Annotated in this window: 14 protein-coding genes; 7 read left to right on the top strand and 7 right to left on the bottom strand. The window is 73.1% G+C overall.

Going from position 1 to position 19,686, the window contains the following annotated elements; genetic code table 11:
• Positions 1 to 17: 17 nt before the first annotated feature.
• Entirely contained in the window at positions 18 to 899 is an 882-nt protein-coding gene (locus ACZ42A_RS26480) for an SIS domain-containing protein (RefSeq protein ID WP_468529750.1), read from the bottom strand.
• A gap of 138 nt (positions 900 to 1,037) precedes the next feature.
• On the opposite strand from ACZ42A_RS26480, the gene ACZ42A_RS26475 reads away from it, so the two are divergent.
• The 4 genes from ACZ42A_RS26475 (at position 1,038) to ACZ42A_RS26460 (ending at position 7,491) form a co-directional block, all read left to right on the top strand.
• Positions 1,038 to 1,817: a DeoR/GlpR family DNA-binding transcription regulator gene (locus tag ACZ42A_RS26475; protein WP_468529749.1), complete on the top strand. Its 780-nt coding sequence runs from the start codon at positions 1,038 to 1,040 to the stop codon at positions 1,815 to 1,817.
• A gap of 443 nt (positions 1,818 to 2,260) precedes the next feature.
• Positions 2,261 to 4,096, top strand: coding sequence for a glycoside hydrolase family 15 protein (locus tag ACZ42A_RS26470; RefSeq protein WP_468529887.1), 1,836 nt, complete (start codon positions 2,261 to 2,263; stop codon positions 4,094 to 4,096).
• 29 nt (positions 4,097 to 4,125) lie between these two features.
• Positions 4,126 to 5,664, top strand: coding sequence for an amidohydrolase (locus ACZ42A_RS26465; RefSeq protein WP_468529748.1), 1,539 nt, complete (start codon positions 4,126 to 4,128; stop codon positions 5,662 to 5,664).
• 186 nt (positions 5,665 to 5,850) lie between these two features.
• Positions 5,851 to 7,491, top strand: a complete 1,641-nt coding sequence (locus ACZ42A_RS26460) for a phosphodiester glycosidase family protein (protein ID WP_468529747.1) — start codon at positions 5,851 to 5,853, stop codon at positions 7,489 to 7,491.
• Between the two features lie 40 nt (positions 7,492 to 7,531).
• Here ACZ42A_RS26460 and ACZ42A_RS26455 read toward each other — a convergent pair whose 3' ends face one another.
• The 4 genes from ACZ42A_RS26455 to ACZ42A_RS26440 form a co-directional block, all read right to left on the bottom strand.
• A complete protein-coding gene (locus ACZ42A_RS26455; RefSeq protein ID WP_468529746.1) occupies positions 7,532 to 12,226 on the bottom strand; it encodes an aKG-HExxH-type peptide beta-hydroxylase in 4,695 nt (1,564 codons plus the stop codon).
• Between the two features lie 134 nt (positions 12,227 to 12,360).
• Positions 12,361 to 12,813: a YbhB/YbcL family Raf kinase inhibitor-like protein gene (locus ACZ42A_RS26450; RefSeq protein ID WP_468529745.1), complete on the bottom strand. Its 453-nt coding sequence runs from the start codon at positions 12,811 to 12,813 to the stop codon at positions 12,361 to 12,363.
• 101 nt (positions 12,814 to 12,914) lie between these two features.
• The gene (locus tag ACZ42A_RS26445) at positions 12,915 to 14,135 is read right to left on the bottom strand and encodes a DegT/DnrJ/EryC1/StrS family aminotransferase (protein WP_468529744.1); all 1,221 of its coding nucleotides are present in this window, start codon (positions 14,133 to 14,135) and stop codon (positions 12,915 to 12,917) included.
• A gap of 182 nt (positions 14,136 to 14,317) precedes the next feature.
• Positions 14,318 to 15,451 (bottom strand): GNAT family N-acetyltransferase, encoded by a 1,134-nt coding sequence (locus ACZ42A_RS26440; RefSeq protein ID WP_468529743.1) that lies wholly within the window; start codon positions 15,449 to 15,451, stop codon positions 14,318 to 14,320.
• Between the two features lie 184 nt (positions 15,452 to 15,635).
• On the opposite strand from ACZ42A_RS26440, the gene ACZ42A_RS26435 reads away from it, so the two are divergent.
• A complete protein-coding gene (locus ACZ42A_RS26435; RefSeq protein ID WP_468529742.1) occupies positions 15,636 to 17,081 on the top strand; it encodes a glyceraldehyde-3-phosphate dehydrogenase in 1,446 nt (481 codons plus the stop codon).
• 189 nt (positions 17,082 to 17,270) lie between these two features.
• Positions 17,271 to 17,861, top strand: coding sequence for an AMIN-like domain-containing (lipo)protein (locus tag ACZ42A_RS26430; protein ID WP_468529741.1), 591 nt, complete (start codon positions 17,271 to 17,273; stop codon positions 17,859 to 17,861).
• 23 nt (positions 17,862 to 17,884) lie between these two features.
• Here ACZ42A_RS26430 and ACZ42A_RS26425 read toward each other — a convergent pair whose 3' ends face one another.
• Together ACZ42A_RS26425 and ACZ42A_RS26420 are read right to left on the bottom strand one after the other, a co-directional pair.
• A complete protein-coding gene (locus tag ACZ42A_RS26425; protein ID WP_468529740.1) occupies positions 17,885 to 18,424 on the bottom strand; it encodes a DUF2269 domain-containing protein in 540 nt (179 codons plus the stop codon).
• Positions 18,421 to 18,972: a hypothetical protein gene (locus tag ACZ42A_RS26420; protein ID WP_468529739.1), complete on the bottom strand. Its 552-nt coding sequence runs from the start codon at positions 18,970 to 18,972 to the stop codon at positions 18,421 to 18,423. The genes ACZ42A_RS26425 and ACZ42A_RS26420 overlap by 4 nt, the downstream gene beginning before the upstream one ends.
• A gap of 3 nt (positions 18,973 to 18,975) precedes the next feature.
• On the opposite strand from ACZ42A_RS26420, the gene ACZ42A_RS26415 reads away from it, so the two are divergent.
• The gene (locus ACZ42A_RS26415) at positions 18,976 to 19,554 is read left to right on the top strand and encodes a hypothetical protein (protein ID WP_468529738.1); all 579 of its coding nucleotides are present in this window, start codon (positions 18,976 to 18,978) and stop codon (positions 19,552 to 19,554) included.
• The last annotated feature ends 132 nt before the right edge of the window (positions 19,555 to 19,686 follow it).

Here is a 19,686-nt window from a genome sequence, read left to right as displayed (position 1 = left end):
TTTCCGATCTCTTCGGTTCAGGGCGCGAGGATCACCGAGCGGGTGAGGTGGCGGGGGCGGTCCGGGTCGAGGCCGCGGGCCGCGGCGACGGCGACCGCGAGCCGCTGGGCGCGGACCAGTTCGGCGAGCGGGTCGAGGCCGCCCGCCACCCACTGGGCGCCGGTGGCCCGCACCTGTTCGGCGAGTCCCGGGGGTGCCTCGCCCAGCATCCAGGTGGCGGTGCCTCGCGTGCTGACGCTGATGGGGCCGTGCCGGTACTCCATCGCCGGGTAGGACTCGGTCCAGGCGCCGGCGGCCTCGCGCATCTTCAGGGCGGCCTCGTCGGCCAGGCCCACGGTCCAGCCGCGGCCGAGGAAGGTGAACTGGACGCGCTCGACGAGCCCTTGGGGCAGCTCGCCGGCGAGGGCGGTGCGGGCGTCGGCGACGACCGCGTCGGTGTGCAGGCCCAGGTGGGCGCGGAGCAGGGTGAGCGCGGTGGTGGCGAACCGGGTCTGCACGACGGAGCGTTCGTCGGCGTAGTCGAGGACGACGAGGTCGTCGGCGGCCTCCGTGACGGGGGTGCGCGGGTCGGCGGTGACGGCGGTGGTGCGGACGCGGCCGCGCGTCTTGCCCAGCAGTTCGAGCACCTCGGTGGTGGTGCCGGAGCGGGTGAGGGCCACCACGCGGTCGTACGGGCGGCCGTGCGGGAACTCGGAGGCGGCGAAGGCGTCCGTCTCCCCCTGTCCGGTGCTCTCCCGCAGCGCGGCGGCGGCGCGCGCCATGAAGTACGAGGTGCCGCAGCCGACGAGTGCGACCCGCTCGCCCGGCGCGGGCAGAGCCGCGCGGTGTCCGGGCGCCTCCGACGCGGCTCGGGTCCAGCACTCCGGCTGGGTGCGCAGCTCGTCCTCGACATGCGTCATGTCGTAGCCCCTCCCGATGTTGTGATTGTTTTTGCAAGATAGCGCGAGCTTTCGAGCATCTTCAAGCATTCGACGGGAAGTGCGGTGCGCTAGGGTCGCCGTGAGGACGAGGATTCGATGGCTGGTTGGAGGGTGCGGATGTCGCGCGACGCCCGCTGGAAGGCGCTGCTGGAACTGCTCGTCGAGCGGGGCCGGCTGGACGTCGAGGAGGCCGCCGCCGAGCTGGAGGTGTCGGCCGCGACGATCCGCCGGGACTTCGACCAGCTCGCCGATCAGCAGATGCTCGTGCGCACCCGGGGCGGAGCGGTGGTGCACGGGGTGTCATACGAACTCCCGCTGCGCTACAAGACGGCCCGCCGCGCCTCCGAGAAGCAGCGCATCGCGAAGGCGGTGGCGGAGCTGATCGCGCCCGGCGAGGCGGTCGGGCTCACCGGGGGCACGACCACCACCGAGGTGGCCCGCGCCCTCGCCGTGCGCGGCGATCTCGGCACCGGCTCCCCCGCCCTGACCGTGGTCACCAACGCGCTCAACATCGCCAACGAGCTGGCCGTGCGGCCGCAGTTCAAGATCGTGGTGACCGGCGGGGTGGCGCGGGCGCAGTCGTACGAGCTGATCGGGCCGCTCGCCGACGGGGTGCTGGGCCAGGTCACGCTCGATGTGGCGGTGCTGGGTGTCGTCGCCTTCGACGTGGTGCACGGCGCGGCCGCCCACGACGAGGCGGAGGCGGCGATCAACCGTCTGCTGTGCGAGCGGGCCGAGCGGGTGGTCGTCGCCGCCGACTCCAGCAAACTGGGCCGCCGCGCCTTCGCCCGCATCTGCGCCACGGAGACGGTGAACACCCTGGTCACCGACGCGGCCGCGGACGAGGCCGTGGTACGGCGCTTCGAGGAGGCGGGGATCCGGGTGCTGGCGGTGTGACGGCCCACGCGGTGACGGCCCGCGCGGGGGGATCGGCTTGGGGCCCGACCGTCCTGGCGGGGCCGCTTCGCCTTGTGACCATCCTGCCGGGGGCCGGCTTCGCCGCGTGCCCGTCCCTGGCGGGGCCCGCTTCGCCGCGTGACCATCTTGGCGGGGCCCGCTTTGCCGCGTGACGGTTCCGACGGGAGCCGGCCTTCGCCTGCGACGACCCCCCTCGCGGGCACCGACCCTCGCCGTGTGACGGGGCCCGGCAGGCCTTGGTGGCCGTCCTGGTCGCGTGCCGGTCGTGCCGTGATCGGGCGATGGGCCGTGGTCGCGCGATGGTCGCGCCGTGGTCGGGCGGTGGGCGTGGACTGATCGATTCATGGGGCCGGGCGATCGTCGGCGGCCTAAGCTGGAACCGCGCTGGGGCGGACCCTTCGAGGGAGGCGGCGATGGCCGACATGGCGAGGGACGAAATAGCCGACGGGATACCCGGGGGCTCACGGTATCTGCCGATCGCCGAGCACGGGCTGATCGGTGATCTGCGCAGCGTGGCCCTGGTGGGCACGGACGGCACCATCGACTGGTACTGCTGCTCCGCCTTCGACGCCCCGAGCGTCTTCGCCTCGATCCTGGACGCGGAGCGCGGCGGCTCCTTCCGGCTGGCGGCGGCCGGCCCGGCGAAGACCAAGCAGTTCTACTTCCCCGACACCAACGTCCTGATCACCCGCTTCTTCACCGAGGACGGCGTGGGCGAGGTGCAGGACTTCATGCCGATCCGCGGCGAGCGGGTCGAGGTACAGCGACACCGGCTGATCCGGCGGGTGGTGTGCGTCCGCGGGTCGGTGGTGTTCCGGACACGCGTGGCGCCCCGCTTCGACTTCGGCGCCCAGCCGCACACCCTGCGTATGGACAGCGGCGTGGCCGTGTTCGAGTCGGCGGAGCTGTCGCTGGCGCTCACCGCGACGGTGCCCCTGGAGGCGGACGGGCCGGACGCGCGGGCCGAGTTCAAGCTCGCCGAGGGTGAGTCGGCGGTGTTCGCCCTCGACCAGGTCGGCGGCGAGGTGGCCCCGCGCCGGTGCCCCCGCATGGAGGCGGAGGAGCAGTTCGACGCCACGGTGAAGTACTGGCGGCGCTGGCTGTCCCAGTCCAAGTACCGGGGCCGCTGGCGGGAGATGGTGCATCGCTCGGCGCTCACCCTGAAGCTGCTCACCTACGCGCCCACCGGCGCGATCGTCGCCGCCCCGACGACCAGCCTGCCCGAGCAGCCGGGCGGCGAGCGCAACTGGGACTACCGGTATGTGTGGGTGCGGGACGCGGCGTTCTGTGTGTACGCGCTGCTGCGGCTCGGCTTCACCGGCGAGGCCGAGGCGTTCATGAACTTCGTGACCCGGCACATCAGTCCGGGCGACGGCCGGGCCTCCGGCCCGCTCCAGATCATGTACGGCATCGACGGCCGCACCGATCTGACGGAGCAGGAACTCACGCATCTGGAGGGCCACGAGGGCTCCGCCCCGGTCCGGGTCGGCAACGCGGCCGCCGAACAGCTCCAGCTGGACATCTACGGCGCCCTCATCGACTCCATCTACCTGTACGACAAGTGGGCGCAGCCCATCTCCAGCGCCCAGTGGGACGACGTCTGCGCGCTCGTCGAATGGGTGTGCGCGCACTGGGACCAGCCGGACGAGGGCATCTGGGAGACGCGGGGCGGCCGCAAGAACTTCCTGTACTCGCGGCTGATGTGCTGGGTGGCGATCGAGCGGGGCATCCGGATGGCCAACCGGCGCGGCCTGCCCGCCGATCTGAACCGCTGGCGGGAATGCCGGGACACCATCTACCGGCGGATCCACAGCCGCGGCTGGTCCGAGAAACGGCAGGCGTTCGTGCAGTACGAGGACGGCGACGTGCTCGACGCGGCGGTGCTGATGATGCCGCTGACCAAGTTCATCGCGCCGACCGACCCCAAGTGGCTGTCCACGCTGGACGCCCTGACCGAGGAGCTGGTGTCCGACTCGCTGGTCTACCGCTACGACCCGGTGGCCAGCCCGGACGGGCTGCGCGGCGACGAGGGCACGTTCTCGATCTGCTCGTTCTGGTACGTCGAGGCGATGGTGCACGCCGGCCGGGTGGACGAGGCACGGCTGGCGTTCGAGAAGATGCTCACCTACGCCAACCATCTGGGCCTGTACGCCGAGGAGATCAGCCACACCGGCGAGCAGCAGGGCAACTTCCCGCAGGCGTTCACCCATCTCGCCCTGATCAGCGCCGCGTTCAACCTGGACCGCGCCCTCGGCTGACCCCTCCCCCGCCTTTCTGGAGCGTTCGTATGACGAGCCTCGACGGTGTGCCGCGCCCCCGCACGGACGACGGCACCGGCACCGCGCCGCCCGCGCTGACCCTGACCGGTGTGCGGCTGGGCGCGGGTGGCCCGCTCGGTGCCCTGCGGATCGCGGGCGGCCGGATCGTCGCCGTCGCGGCGGACGCCGCCGAGTTGGGGACGGGCGCCGGGGAGTCCGTGGCCGATCTGGCGGGGCGGGTCGTGCTGCCGGGTCTGGTGGACGCGCATGTGCACGCGGCGCAGTGGGCGAGCGTGCGGCACCGGCTGGATCTGTCGCGGGCGGGCTCCGCGCGGGAGGCCGCGGAGGCGGTACGGCGGGGCGCGGCCGGCCCGGTGGAGACGGAGGTGCTGATCGGGTACGGCTTCCGGGACGGGCTGTGGCCGGACGCACCGCACAAGGCGCTGCTCGACGCGGTGTGTCCGGACCGGCCCGTCGCGCTGGTCAGCGCCGATCTGCACGCGGCCTGGCTGAACTCGGCCGGGCTCGCGCTGGTGGGGCGCGGCGGCCATCCGACCGGGGTGCTGCGCGAACACGAGTGCTTCGCGGCGGTCGCCGCGCTGCCCGAGGTGCCCGGGGACGTCCTGGACCGCTGGGTCGACGAGGCGTGCCGGGCCGCCGCCGCGCGCGGCGTCACCGGCGTGATCGACTTCCACTACGCCGACAACCTCACCGACTGGACCCGGCGCGCCGCCGCCGGGCCGCTCGCCGTTCGGGTGGACGCGGCCGTCTACCCGGAGCACCTGGACGCGGCGATCGCGCGCGGTCTGCACACCGGTGACGTCCTGCCCGGCACCGGTGGTCTGCTGCGGATGGGCCCGCTGAAGCTGTTCACGGACGGCTCCCTCAACACGCGGACCGCGCTGTGCCGCGACCCGTACCCGGGTCTCGAGGGCACGGAGGAGGCGTACGGCATCGAGCAGACGCCGTACGAGGAGCTGGTGCGGCTGATGCGGCGGGCCGCCGGGCACGGCATCGAGCCGGCCGTGCACGCCATCGGGGACCGCGCCAACACCCTGGCCCTGGACGCCTTCGAGGCCGTGCGCTGCCGGGGCCGGATCGAGCACGCCCAGCTGCTGACGGCCGAGGACGTGCCGCGCTTCGCCGCGCTGGGGGTGACGGCGGGGGTGCAGCCCGCGCATGCCCCGGACGACCGGGACGTGGCGGACCGGCACTGGGCGGGGCGCACCGGGCGGGCGTTCGCCTACGCCGATCTGCTGGCCGCCGGAGCTCGGCTGGAGTTCGGTTCGGACGCGCCGGTCGCACCGCTGGACCCGTGGCTGGGCATCGCGGCGGCGGTCAGCCGGACCGGTGACGAGCGGCCCGCCTGGCATCCGGAGCAGCGCGTCCCGGTCCGGGCCGCGCTGACGGCGGCGGCCCGGGGGCGGGCGCTGATCAGGGTCGGTGATCCGGCCGACCTGGTGGTGGTGGACGTCGATCCGCTGACCGCGGACGCCGGCACGCTGCGGGAGATGCCGGTGCACGCCACACTGCTGGGCGGGCGCTGGACCCACGGCCCGCTGGTGTGACGAGGGCGCGCCGGGCCACGAAGGAGCGTCGTCGCGTGCTGCGCGACGAGGTCGTCTTCGGCAACCGCGGGTGCGCCACCGCCGTACCGCAATCCCTCCGTAACCGCGCATCGGGTGAGCCGCCGACTTCGCGACATGCGTAGCGTGCACGGTCGCAGCCGACTCTCTTTCCCTAGGAGCCGCCCGATGAGGATCCGAACGGCACGACACTGGTTGATCAGCGGTGCCACGGCCGCCTGCGTGGCCGCCGTCACCGTCGCCGCCACGGTGGGGACCCAGCAGATGGCGCGGCCGGCCGACCCGACGGCCTTCGCGGAGCTGCCGCTGGGGTCCGCCGCGCTCGACGAGACCCGGACGTCCCGGCAGGTCGCACCGGGCGTGACGCACATCGCGATCGAGCGCGGCCGGGAGTCGGCGGACGACTTCTGGACGGTCACCATCGGGGTCGCCGCCAGCGAGTCGGAGGCCGCCGAGCTGGAGGGCAGGATCCGCGCCGCCGGTTACGAACCGCGGCGCGACCCCACCGCCGGGCCGGATCCTCAGGGGCCCGGTGACCGGCCGCTCGGCTGGATGGTGCGGGTGGGCCGGTACGCCGACAAGGCCGCCGCCGACACGGCCAGGAAGGAGATCGTGGCCCGGGGGCTGCCCGGGAGCGTTCAGTACACCGGCGAGGACGGGCATGCGACGACCGGTCCGTGGTCGCTGGACGTGCTCGTCGTCGACCCCGCGAGATTCCGCGGCCGGCTGCGGTCGGAGCTGGCGAGCGAGATCGTGCCGGGCCGCGAGACCACCAGTTCGATGGCGTGGCGCACCGGCGCCCTCGCCGCGGTCAACGGCGGCTACTTCGTCATCGGCGGCCCCAGGACGACCCCCGGCAACTGGGTGGCGGGCACCGACGGCGACCTCGCCGGCGTCTCGGTGGTCGGCGGAGACCTCGTCTCGGAGGCCGTGAACGGGCGGCCCGCCCTGGTCGTGCCGACCGACTCCGGGCAGGGCACGTCGGTACGCCGGGTCAGGACCCGGGTCACGGTCCGCACGGCGGACGGCGCCTCCCGTGAGGTGACCGGGCTCAACCGGCAGTCCGGTCTGGTCGCGAACTGCGGCGGCGTCGGCAACGCCACCCCCTTCTCCCACCCGGCGCACGACTACACCTGCGGCAACCCCGACGAACTCGTCGCCGTCACACCGAAGTTCGGCACCACCGCTCCGGAGGGCCCCGGCTACCAGGTCACCCTTGACACCGACGGCCGGGTGACCGCCGTCCAGGACGGCCGAGGCGGCCCCGTCCCCGCGCGGGGCACCCTGCTCCAGGGCACCGGAGCCGGAGCCCAGTGGCTGCGCACCCACGCCGGGATCGGTGCGACGCTGACGGTGCGCGGCACGGTGGTGGACGCCGAGAAGGGGACCCGGCTGCCGCTCACCCCGAAGACCTCCGTCCTCAACGGCGGCCCGCTGCTGCTGCGGAACGGCGAGCCGGCCCTCGATCCGGTGCGCGACGGCTGGAGCCCCGAGGACATCCAGGGCGCGGATCGTGTCGCCTTCTACAACGGCTGGTATCTGCGCCGCAATCCGCGCACCGCGGCCGGCGTCACCCGGGACGGACGGATCGTCCTGCTCACCGCCGACGGCCGGCGGCCCGGCCACAGCACCGGGTTGTCGATCACCGAGACCGCCGCGGTGATGCGCGGTCTGGGGGCGGTGGACGCGGTCAACCTGGACGGCGGCGGCTCGACGGCGATGGTCGTACGCAACGAACTCCAGGGCCTCCCCAGCGACCCCGCGGGCGAGCGCCCCACCGGTGACGCCCTCGTCGTCCTGCCCCAGTAGCCCCCACGATCCTCCTCTCGGTAAGCCGACTCCTGAGCCGTCACCAGGGATGGTGCACCGGTGGCAGGTCGTCGGTGTCCGGTCCGTCGATCCAGGACGCGAGGGTGAGCGGGTCGGGTGCGCTTCCGGTCTGCCGCCGCACCCCGGCGTACACCGCGCGGACGAGTTCCGGGCGGTGGGTCAGGGCCCGGCACGCGGCGTCCGGCGCCTCCGGGTCGCCGCGGAGGGCCAGGGCGAGCCGGACCCAGGGCTCGGACAGGGCGGGGTCGTTCTCGATCTGCCGCTCCGCCAGGAGCCGGGCCCGGGGCAGGTCGCCGAGGAGGCGGGCGATGTCGGACGACTGCCGGTTCGGGTCCGCGCCGCGCCGCGCGGCGGCCTCCCAGGACTGCCGGAACTCCTCGAAGGCCTCCGCCGCCTCGCGCAGCAGGGGAATCCCCGTGTCCAGCAGCCGGGCCTGCGGGTCGGGCCGTACCTCGGCGAACGACCGCGGCAGGCAGGGGCGTTCGGCCCCGGCGGCCCACGCGTGGGCGAGCCGGGCGGTCACCTCCGGGTCCACGGCGAGGTGGTGCAGGCGCCAGCGGGCGCGCTGTCCGGCGGCGGCGTCAAGGGCGAGCGCGGCCACGTCCTCGGGAACGCCGGACTCCTCCCGCCACGGGCGGGCCGCCGCCTCCAGCTCGGCCATGAACGCCCGCCCGGCCCTGGTGAGATGTCCGGAGTAGCGCAGCGCGGTGAACACGTCCCAGGTCTCCCGGCCCCAGTAGGCCAGTTCGAACTGGGCGCGCCGCTGCGTGCGGCCACTGCTCGCTCGGCTGAGCCGCCACCAGAACTCGCTGACGCCGAGGTAGGCGAACACACCGTGGAACCGGCCGGCGAAGGGGCGCGGGTCGTCCCGCCAGGGCGCGTAGCCCAGGTCTGTCGTGGCGCCGTCCCCGGTGTGCAGGGTGACGCCGTGGGTGACGCCGGTGAGCTGCATGTGCCGGAACTCGTGGACGAGGGTCGCGGCCAGCTCGGTTCCGTCTCGCGGTTCGCTCAGCACGACGCCGCCGAAGGCGTCGCTCGACGTCAGCGACATGCCCGTACGGCCGTCGCCCGCCGGCTGCCGTGGCGTGAGGGCGGTGACGGCCCGTCCGATCGCCTCGGCCCGCGGGGCGTCGAGGCGGACCAGCAGACGCCAGGCCTCCTCGACGAGGGCGTCCCAGCGGGCGACTCGCGCGGAGTCGAGCGGGGCGGGCGCCGACGGGCCGTCGACGTCCCGGAAGGGGTCGAGGTCGTCGAGCACCGGGGCCCAGGAGGCACCCGCCGCCCGGGCGGCGGTGCGGTGCGGTGCCCGCCAGGGCGACGGGCCGGGGCCGGGGGTGCCCGGGAGCGGGATGCCGCGGCGTCCCGCCCGCAGCACGGCCTCCCCCGCGTCCGACCGGACCTCGGCCGTCACCGACGCCTTGGCACCCACCTCCACGCAGCCGAGAGTGGGCAGGTGGACGACGCCGTCGCGGACCGGGACCGGGCAGGTGAAGGTGAGTCCGGCCCGGATGCCGGCCGCGGCGGCGAGGGCGTGCAGATGGCCGAAGTCGACCCGGTCGTCCCAGCGCGGAGGCGACACCTCCAGCCTGGGCAGGACGTGGCTCATCCAGCGGCCCGTGGCCGGGTACAGCAGCACCTCCTGGACGACGTCGGGGGCCGCGTCCTCGGCCCGCAGGAACAGCTCTTCCGCCCTGTCCGCCGACAGCCGGGGGTGCAGGAGGTGCGGCGCGGTCCGGACGGCCTTCATGATCACCGCCCAGGTCCGCACCCGGAGGTCGTACTCCTGCCGGATCAGCTCGTCGACCAGGGCCCGCGCCTGCCGGCCGTCGGCGGCGCGCCGCGCGGCGGGGGTGAGCCTACGGGACTGGGCCGTGGGTGTGGCCGGCTGCTCGGACTTCTTCGCCGGCGGCTGGTAGGTGGGCTCCGCCTTCCCGTAGGAGGACGGCGTGTACGCGACCCACGACATGCCCCCGCTCCCGCCGGGCTCGGCGCCGCCCCGGCTGATCCAGGGACGGGTGAACCGCTCCAGGATCCTCCGGGTCTCGGGGCTGTCCTCGTCGGCTCGCGCGAGGGCGTCGCGCAGGGTGAGGTGCGCGGCCTCCCCTGCCGGCTCGCCGCCGTCGCCGGTGTCATCGGTGTTGTCGATCACCAGGGCCACCCCCTGTGCCGTGCCGGTGTGTGCGTCGTGGGCCTGTTCGTCCAGGACGTGTGCGAGGTTGCCACGGCAGAGCTCGACGTCGGGATGGGTGTCGCCGAGTCGTCTGACGAGGCCGTCCAGGACCGCGCGCAGGTGGTCCGCCGCCTCCTCGTGGCGGCCCAGCAGATGCAGCACGGTGGCGAGTTCGTGGCGGGTGGCCAGGGTGTCGGGGTGCTCGGCGCCGAACCGGCGCTCCTCCGCCCGCCAGATCGCCGTGAACTCCGCCTCGGCCTGCGCGTACCGCCCCTGGTCGCGCTGGATCCGGGCCCGTTCGTGGCGGGCGACCAGCACATGCGGGTGGTCGACCGAGAAGTCCCCGTCCAGGATCCGCGCGTAGCCGTCCAGGACCTCGTCGATGACGCGCTCGGCCTCGTCGGTCCGCCCGGAGTCCCGCAGGGTGCGGGTGAGCGCGGTGCCGATGGTGAGTGTGTCGATGTGCCGCGCGCCCAGTTCGCGGCGGCTGTCCTGCCACAGGGCGCGCTGCTCGTCGGCGGCCTCGGGAAAGAGCCTCCGCTTGTGGAGGATGGAGGCGATGTCGCGGCGCGTGCGCAGGATGGCCCAGGCATTGGCCTTCGGGTCGCGACGGCGGACCTCCAGCACGGCCCGCAGCTCGCGTTCCGCCGTCGCGTAGTTGTCGGCGCCGCCCAGCTCGCGCAGCACCCGGGCCCGGCCGCCGCGGGCGGACTGGAGGAGCGGGTCGTCGTCGGGCAGGGTGCGCTCGCAGAGCCGGATCACGTCCCGGTATTCGGCGTCGGACTCGTGGAGATCGCCGTTGTCCCGCAGCGCCCAGGCCAGGCTCAGCCGGCAGGCGAGGGTGTCGCGGTGCTCGGGTCCGAGGCGGCCGGTGCGCAGCCGGGCGACGGCGCGGAGGTCGGCGAGGGCTTCGTCGTAGACGCCCATCACCGTGCGGTACTCGGCGGCGCGGAGGGCGGAGCGGGTGGCCCTGACCAGGAACTTCTCGTCGGTCTCGGCGCCGATGGGCAGTTGCAGGGGCGCCGAGCAGTGCGGTGCCCAGTGCCGCCACAGGGGCCAGTCCTCCGGCCTGCCCGGGACGAGCGTGTCGGTCACCCGGCCCAGCAGGTCCACGGCGAGGCGCAGCAGCAGCGGGCCGTGGACGCGGAAGTCGTCGTGGGCGCGGTTGCTCTCGCGGACCAGGGGGTGGAGGGTGAGCAGCCTGCGGATTCCGGTCCGCGCCGGGCCGTCGTCGGCAACCGGCTCCACCTGGATCAGACCCAGCCCCCGAAGCCCTCGGAGGGCGGTGCTGATCTCCGGTTCCGTGGCGCCCTCGAACAGGGGGCTCCGTGCCAGCAGGTCGGGGGCGAGGAGCCGCTGGTGCGGCAGCGGGGCCGAGGCGAAGCAGGACAGCAGGCGCAGCAGGGGGCGGGCGAAGCGGTTGCCGCGATGCGGGGAGCGCTCCAGGAGGTCCAGGGAAAGTTCCCAGGTGGTCATGATCGTCCAGCGGGCCGGGTCGTACACCTCCGGACCGGGGCCGGTCTCGGGCGGGCCCTCCCGCAACCGTTCGTGCAGGGAGCGCCGGTAGTCGTCGAACGTCTCCGGCGCCTCGGCGTTCACGCCGGCGTCGTCGCCGGACTCGGACAGATACGAGCCGGCCAGGAACAGGGCGAGGGGCAGGCCTCCGAGCCGCTCGGAGAGACGGCGCGCGGCCGGCTCGTCACCGGCCAGCGGCGCCCGGTCGAGCAGGACGCGTGCGCCGTCGGCCGGGTCCAGGACGTCCACGGGCAGGATGCGCGCCTTCGGCCCCCACACCGCCTGCCGGGAGTCGCGGCTGGTGATCAGGACCGTCCCGGCCGAGCGCTGGGGGTCGAGGCGGCGGATCCTCGTCAGGAGCGACGCGGGTTCGTCGATGTTGTCCAGGACCAGCAGCCACGGGACGGTGAGGGCGTTGAGCCGTCGCCACAGCACATCGGCGGTGTTCGCGCGGTCGAACTCGCCTTCCTCGGCCCCGGCGGCGAAGGCGACGGAGCGCAGCGCGTCGGAGATGTGGTCGCCGTCCGTGCCGGAGACCCACCACACGTGCGTCAGATCGCGTTCGAGGCGGTGCGCGATCTCCAGGGCCGCCGTGGTCTTGCCGCAGCCGCCGAGCCCCGCCAGCAGCCACACGGATCCGGGGCCGTCGTCGCCGGGCGCGTCGAGGCGGCGCCGGACGTCCTGCTCGACCCGGGCGACGAGGTCGTCCCGGCCGCGCACACGGCCCTCCTCGACCCTGCGCGGCGGCAGGCCCACGGCCGGCAGGGTGTCCGGCGTGGGGCTCGGGGTGACGGTCTCGTGCGGCAGGAACTGGACGTACAGACGGTCGGCGCGGAGCAGGAAATTCCGGTCGCCTACGACGTTCTCGTGGCCCGTGACGTTGCCGTCCCCGGCGACCGCCTGATCGATGTCCCGGCCCGCGGCGACGGCCCCCGCGCCGGGGGCGGCCACCGAGGGTTGCGCCCGGCCGCGGGACGGCCGGCCGGGCTCATCCGCCCCGTCGCCGCCGTCCTTGCGGAACCGGCTCACCGCGGGTCACCCCGGCTCGCCGTACGGGCCTCGTCACGGCACCGGCGACGCCCCCCTTCGCTGCCCATGCCCTTCCGTTCCCCGCCGTCCGGTCGTTCCAACCCTCCCGGCGGGTCCTCCCGGCAGGCGCGCGGTCAGCGCTGGTACAGCCCGACGAGCGTGCCGCTGGCGAGCTGCTGCCGGTCGAGGACGCGGTGTACGTCGTCGGCGGTGGCGTCGTCCGGCAGGGAGACGGGGGCGGGCAGGGCGTAGAGGCGGAAGAAGTAGCGGTGTGCGGGGTCGCCCGCCGGGGGCTTCGGGCCGCCCCAGCCGCGTTCTCCGAAGCCGTTGCGGTGCGGGTGCCCGCCGGGACCGGTGCCGCCCGCAGGCAGCCCGTCGCTGTCGGGGTCGATGCCGGTCACCAGCCAGTGCACGAACGTCCCCGAGGGCGCGTCGGGGTCCTCGCAGACGAGGGCCAGTTCCTCCGCGTCCTCGGGGACTCCGGACCAGGTCAGGGGCGGGGAGACGTTGTCCCCGTCCTTCGCGTACCGGCGCGGGATCACGGCGTGATCGTCGAATGCGGAGCTTTTGAGTTCGATTCCGGCCATGCGCGCCGCAGTACCCCGGATGCGGCGCGGTCAATCGGGACCCCCGTGCCACAACCACCACGCCACGACCACCAGGAAACGCGGCCGCCCCGGCCCCCGGCCTACTGCCCCAGCGGCGCCGCGTCCCGGACCGGCTCCGGGAGCGGGGGCCTGGCGGAGACGGCCCGCTCCTTGGTCAGGGCGGTGGTGATCCTGCGGGCCAGGAGGGGGTCGGCCGGCAGGACGTGGGAGGCGAACCAGCGGGCGGCCGAGGGGTCGGGGGACGGGTCGACGAACTCGGCTCCCGCGTAGTCGTCGAGCGGCGGGTCGTAGACGTATCCGGCGACGACCCCGTGATTCACCAGCCGTTCCACGAGGGCGTCGCGGTCGTGGACCAGGAGCGGGACGCGGAAGAGCGGCACCAGGCCGTCGTGGGCGGTCAGACCGCGCAGCCCCGGCGAGGACCAGGCGCTGCCGGACAGCTCGGCGACACCGGCCCTGCGGCGGTCCAGGTCGCCGTCGAGCCGGGCCAGCCGCAGCCCCAGCTGCCCGCGCAGCAGCAGCCCGTGCCGGGCCCGGAAGTCGTGCAGGTCGACGCGGATCCAGGGCTCGTACGCGGTGAGGCTGGGCGCCTGGCGTGCGGAGCCGGTGAGCCGGGGCGCGTGCAGGGCCATCCGGAAGTCGTCGCGTTCCAGCAGGCCGAGGCGCTGCATGGAGCGCCACACGGGACGCACCAGGCGCAGGGTGCGGACGGTGGACCGGGCGAGTGGCCGCAGTGTCGTGGCCAGGTCGGCCCGCAGCCGCCGCGGGACCAGCAGATCGTCGCGCAGCAGTTCCAGCTCGCGGCGGGTGCGGGCGTCCTCGACGGCGAGGAAGCCGCCGGCCATCGCCGCCACGTGCTTGGACAGGCTGAAGGCCGCCGCCGTCCCGAAGGTGCCGACCGGCCGCCCGTCCACATGGGTGCCAATGGCGTGCGCCGCGTCCTCGATGAGCGGGATGCCCAGTGCGTCGCAGCGCCGGCGCAGCTCCACGACCCGGTCCGGCATGCCGTACAGGTTGGTGCTCAGGACGGCGTCGACGGTGCGCCAGGTGGACTCCGGTACGGCGTCCGGGTCGATGTTGCCGTCCCACACGTCGACCGGCGCCTGCACGGGACGCAGTCCGGCCGCGAGGACCACGAAGAGGATGACGTCGTCGTTGACCGGGGACATCAGCACCCGGCCGCCCGGGCGGCACCAGCGCCGCAGGGCCAGATAGAGGGCCAGTCGGGCCGAGGGGGTGTAGACGCATTCGCGTCCGAGCCGCCGTGTCATCACCGCGGCGAGCCGCGATCCGTACGGCATCGTCACCTCTTCCGTGGAAGCCGTCGAAGGAGTCGAGGAGTCGAGGGAGTCGAAGGGTTGTCTCCGCGGCCCAGGGCCTGTCCGGGCAGCGGTCAGCAGTGCGGGGCGCACGGGCGCGGCCGGAATGGACAGCACGGACCGTCACGCCACCGCGGGCGTGTGCTCTGCGAGGTGCAGGAAGGTCAGTGAACGCGGGACGCGGCCGCGGCGGAGGCCGCACGGCCGGTGCGCAGCGTGCCGACGGTCTTCAGCAACCGGTCGGCGGGCCGGCGCAGCCCCGGATGGGCGAGGACGGTGTTGCGCAGTCCGCGCACGGGTCTGCGCCACAGCCGGTGGGCCGCCGCCACGGGGTGCGGGCGGGTCGCGAACCCCTCGCCGACCCGCAGTTCACGGGTCTTGAGCCAGTCCTTGTACTCCTTGTCGCCGCGCCCGAAGTCCAGCACGCGGACGCCGTCCCGGCGCGCCGCCTCGGCCATCCGCAGATGCATCAGCAGGCCGGGCGAGTAGTAGCGCAGCTCGGGGTCGTACGCGGTGAACCAGGCGGCGCACACGGTGCGCGACCGGGGTCCGAAGTGCGCGGCGACCGGCCGTTCGCCGGCGTAGAGCACGGACAGCACTCCGGTGAGGTACTCCTCGCGCTGCTGGTACAGGTCGTCCACGAGGCCGACGATCCAGGGCCGCGCGAACCGGTCCATCCGCCCGGTTCTGCGGTACTGCGCGGACTTCCACGCCATCAGCCGGCGCAGCATCCGCGGGTCGCGCTCGTCGTGGACGAACCGCACCTCGCCGAGGTCGCGGCCGAGGCGGCGTTCCTTCTTCAGCGTCGTCTTGGCCAGGCCGGGGTAAGTGGCGCGCAGCCACTGCGGGTAGTCGGTCTCGTCGCCGGGTTCGAGGTCGACGACCGGTGAGGCGAACGTCCCGGTGACATGGGCGGCGAACGGCTTCTGTTCCTCGACGAGATGGTCGAACTCGAAGAGGGACAGCCCGCAGGCCCGCAGCAGTTCATGGGTGTCCCAGGTCACACCGGGCAGATGCACCAGGGCCTGGCAGTCGGACAGGCCGAGCCCGATCGCCCGGCCGACGCCGAGGGAGTTGCGCTCGTACGGGAGGAACCCGACGGGCTCCCCGCCCTCCCGCACCACTGCCACCCGCACCTGTGTCCCGGCCCGGTGGCGGCCGACAGCGGCCGTGAACTCCGGGGCCAGGAAGGGATTCGCGTACTCGGGCGACTCGTCCATCGCCCGGTGCCAGGCCCGCACGAGCGGGGCGTCCAGCTCTTCCGGTCTGTGGATCGTGATGCTGGTCAAGCTGCGCATGGTCGACCGCTCCCCCCAGAACTGCGCGCGTCCCCCCAGAACCGCGCCGCAAGGCTCAAACGTGGCGAAACAGTACGCACACTGTCAAGAGCGCCCGCCGAAAACGGCAGAGCGACCCCCCTCACAGTCACCACGACGAAGCATGGTTATCATCTGAGCGCCACCTAGCTCGAAAGATGGATCTGTGACTGTCAACGAGGACTCGTTCACGAACTGGAAGAACCGCGAAGAGATCGCGGAGTCGATGATCCCGATCATCGGGAAGCTGCACCGGGAGCGGGACGTCACCGTCCTCCTCCACAGCCGCTCCTTGGTGAACAAGTCGGTGGTCAGCATCCTCAAGACCCACCGCTTCGCCCGGCAGATCGCCGGCGAGGAGCTGTCGGTCACCGAGACGATGCCCTTCCTTCAGGCGCTCACCACGCTCGATCTCGGCCCGTCCCAGATCGACATCGGCATGCTCGCCGCCACCTACAAGGCCGACGACCGCGGTCTGTCGATCGAGGAGTTCACCGCCGAGGCCGTCGCCGGCGCCACCGGTGCCAACAAGATCGAGCGCGGCGAGGGCCGGGACGTCGTCCTCTACGGCTTCGGCCGCATCGGCCGCCTCGTGGCCCGCCTGCTCATCGAGAAGGCCGGTTCGGGCAACGGTCTGCGACTGCGCGCGATCGTGGTGCGCGGGGGCGGCGAGCAGGACCTGGTGAAGCGCGCCTCGCTGCTGCGCCGCGACTCGATCCACGGCCAGTTCCAGGGCACGATCACCGTCGACGAGGAAGCCGGCGCGATCGTCGCCAACGGCAACACCATCAAGGTGATCTACGCCAACGACCCGTCCGAGGTCGACTACACGGCGTACGGCATCAAGGACGCCATCCTCATCGACAACACCGGCAAGTGGCGCGACCGCGAAGGCCTGTCCAAGCACCTGCGCCCCGGCATCGACAAGGTCGTGCTGACCGCGCCGGGCAAGGGCGACGTCCCGAACATCGTGCACGGCGTCAATCACGACACCATCAAGCCGGACGAGAACATCCTGTCCTGCGCCTCCTGCACCACCAACGCGATCGTCCCGCCGCTGAAGGCCATGGACGACGAGTTCGGCGTGCTGCGCGGGCACGTGGAGACCGTCCACTCGTTCACCAACGACCAGAACCTGCTGGACAACTACCACAAGGCCGACCGCCGCGGCCGGTCCGCGCCGCTCAACATGGTGATCACCGAGACCGGTGCCGCCTCGGCCGTCGCCAAGGCGCTGCCGGACCTCAAGGCCCCGATCACCGGCAGCTCCATCCGCGTGCCGGTGCCGGACGTCTCGATCGCGATCCTCAGCCTGCGGCTGGGCCGTGAGACGACCCGCGAGGAGGTCCTCGACTACCTGCGGAACGTCTCGCTGACCTCCCCGCTGAAGCGCCAGATCGACTTCACCACGGCCCCCGACGCGGTCTCCAGCGACTTCATCGGCTCGCGCCACGCCTCGATCGTCGACGCGGGTGCCACCAAGGTCGACGGCGACAACGCGATTCTGTACCTCTGGTACGACAACGAGTTCGGCTACTCGTGCCAGGTCATCCGGGTCGTCCAGCACGTCTCCGGGGTGGAGTACCCGACGTACCCGGCGCCGACGGCCTGATCCCTGGCCCTGACCCCTAATCCCTGATCCCTGATCCCGGATCCGGGACACGGTAGGTAGCGGCCGTACGTCCGACCTCGCCGGTCGGACGTACGGCCGCTTTCTCACGTCTGCGGGAGAGAGCGCAACCATTCCGGGAACCCGGCTGTCTCAACAGATATCGGACAGCAACTGCCTCCGGGGGACGGAATGGCACGAACACGAACAGCTTGGGCGACAATCGCGCTCGTGGGCGCTACATGGGCGGCGGCGACCGTACCGGCCGAGGCCACCGCACTCACCACCACCCAGACCACCACCCAGACCACGGCCTGCCCCACCGGCTGGGGCAGCCGCACCAAGACCGCCGACGCCAGTACGACGGAATCCGTGACGAACATCAGGGCGGGCCGCCACGCCTGCTTCGACCGGCTGGTCGTCGACATCCCCGGCGGCGGGAAGGGCGTCGGCTACCGGGTCGGCTACGTCGACCGTCTCCTCCAGGACGGATCGGGCCGCCATATCCCGGTCGGCGGCGGAGCCGTCCTGGAGGTACGGGTCGCCGCCCCCGCCTACGACCCCGACACCGGCGCACCCACCTACCCCGGCCGGGCGGGACGCCCCCTGCCGGGCGTGGACCTCACCGGATTCCGCACCTTCCGTGACACCCGGTTCGCGGGCAGCTTCGAGGGTGACACCCAGATCGGCCTCGGCGTCCGCGCCCGCCTGCCCTTCCGGGTGGTGCAGGTGACCGACCGCGTCGTCGTGGATGTCGCCCACAACTGGACCGGCAGCCGCTGACCACGGCCCGGCACACGAGCCGGTCAGACCGGCTGCCGGACCCGCCCGGCAGCCGGTGGCGTACGGCCGGCCGCCGCCCGCTGCCTGCGGCCCCGCCGGGTCAACCCCCACGGCTTCAGGACCGAGATCGCCGTCATGAAGACGTACGCGGACAGCGAGACGACCGGTCCGAACAGGACATCTCCGGCGTCCGGCAGCGGCCGCCCGCCGGAGACCGCGGTGACCGCCTCGTGCACGCCCGGACGCAGGGCGAAGGCCGTGGCGGTGGTGGTGGCGAGGGTGAGCCAGAACTTGGTGTACACCCACCGGTGCCGCGCCAGCCCCCACGCGGTGCCCAGGGACAGCACCAGTCCGCTGAGCAGGGTGAGGAACGCGACGGGCAGCAGCAGCCAGTCGGCGAAGAGCCGCATGGTCCGGACGGAGGCCACCACGGCCTGCGCGGACCCGCTGGTGGCCGCGGTGACGCCGAGTGCGAGCAGTCCGAGCGTGAGCCCGAGCCAGCTCGCTGAGGCGGCCACATGGACGACGAGAAGGGCCCGGCGTGCGGGTCGACTGAGTTTCACGCCCACCACGCTGCCCGGCCGGGGCGGCGGGCGCGTCTGACGGCGGGAGTAATCACGGATACGCGGCTCGGCGTACGCGGGCGTCGGGGGCGGCGGGCGGGGCGTGCACGCCGAGAGGCCCTGACCGCCGTGCGGAGGTCAGGGCCTGTGCGGTGCGCCGGGGTCCAGCGAGGCTGGCTCTGGTCGGCGAGCGTGAACGGCTCGGCGAGCCGGTTGCCGTACTGCGCCGCGGGTGCGTACGCGGGCGGCGTCGGCTGCCAGACGCCGGGTGCCGCGGGCCGCACGGTGTACGGCGCGTTCACCGAGGGGCGGGGTCGAGGCCGTCGCCCTCCCCGTCCCGCAGCGAGCCAACTGATGGCCCAGGTCCGGTTGTTGGTCACCTGACTCGACGCACCGGCCGTCGCGACGGTCTCGGCCGTGACGTCGTACCAGGTGAGCGCGGTGGAGCCGGGCTCGGCCGCGGTGGCCTGCGGGACGGCGACGGACACGGCCAGCACCGCCGCCACGCCCAGGGCGACGAGCGCGGAACGGGGTCTGAGCGAACTCATACGGTGTCCTTCGGTGAGGGTCGACGCGGCGCGGCGTCAGCTACACACCGCGGTGGCGACACGCATGAGATCTATGGCCCGCCACCGGCTCAAGCGATCGAAGATCGGCATACCGCCGAACCTGACGAGGGGGCCGAAGTCCGGGCAAGACTGCCTTTCCCGGTGTTCACGCCATGCGCTACCTGGATACGTGTGCTACGACTTGGAAAGACGCTGTGCGACACGGAAGCAGGGATCAACATGGCAGATGCGGCTTTCGCCAAGCTTTTGTTTCTGGAGGCGAAAAGGACTCAGGACCCGGACGGCGCGGACGAGATCCTCGTCGGTAGAGGTGACGGCGGCACCTTTGAAAAGGTACGGATGCGAGAAGGGGACGTGTTCGAGTTCGACGAGCGGTTCGTGCCGTTCGTCAACCAAGCGCCGATTGACGTTCTTCTGCACGAAGTGAATGAGGGAACTGGCAAGGTCAGCTTTATTGGAGGGGCGAAGATCATCCCTTCCGAGGTAGGCCTTGGAGAACGAAAGCAGGCAATCGGCGCGCTGTCTTTGTCTCTGTACGAGCTGACATACAAAGTCCTTTGACGAACCGCCATCACGGTGGACCTGACGACTCTCCGCCATTCGACGACGGTGTCTTCGACGACGTGATCGCGTCGCCCGGCGGCGGTCCGGCCGGCCGTCGCGCATGCACGCCGCGGTGGCGGGTACGACCCC

Source organism: Streptomyces sp. NPDC030838, assembly GCF_055572035.1.
Note: the sequence above shows the minus strand (reverse complement) of the source record. Positions and strands in the feature narration are given on the sequence as shown.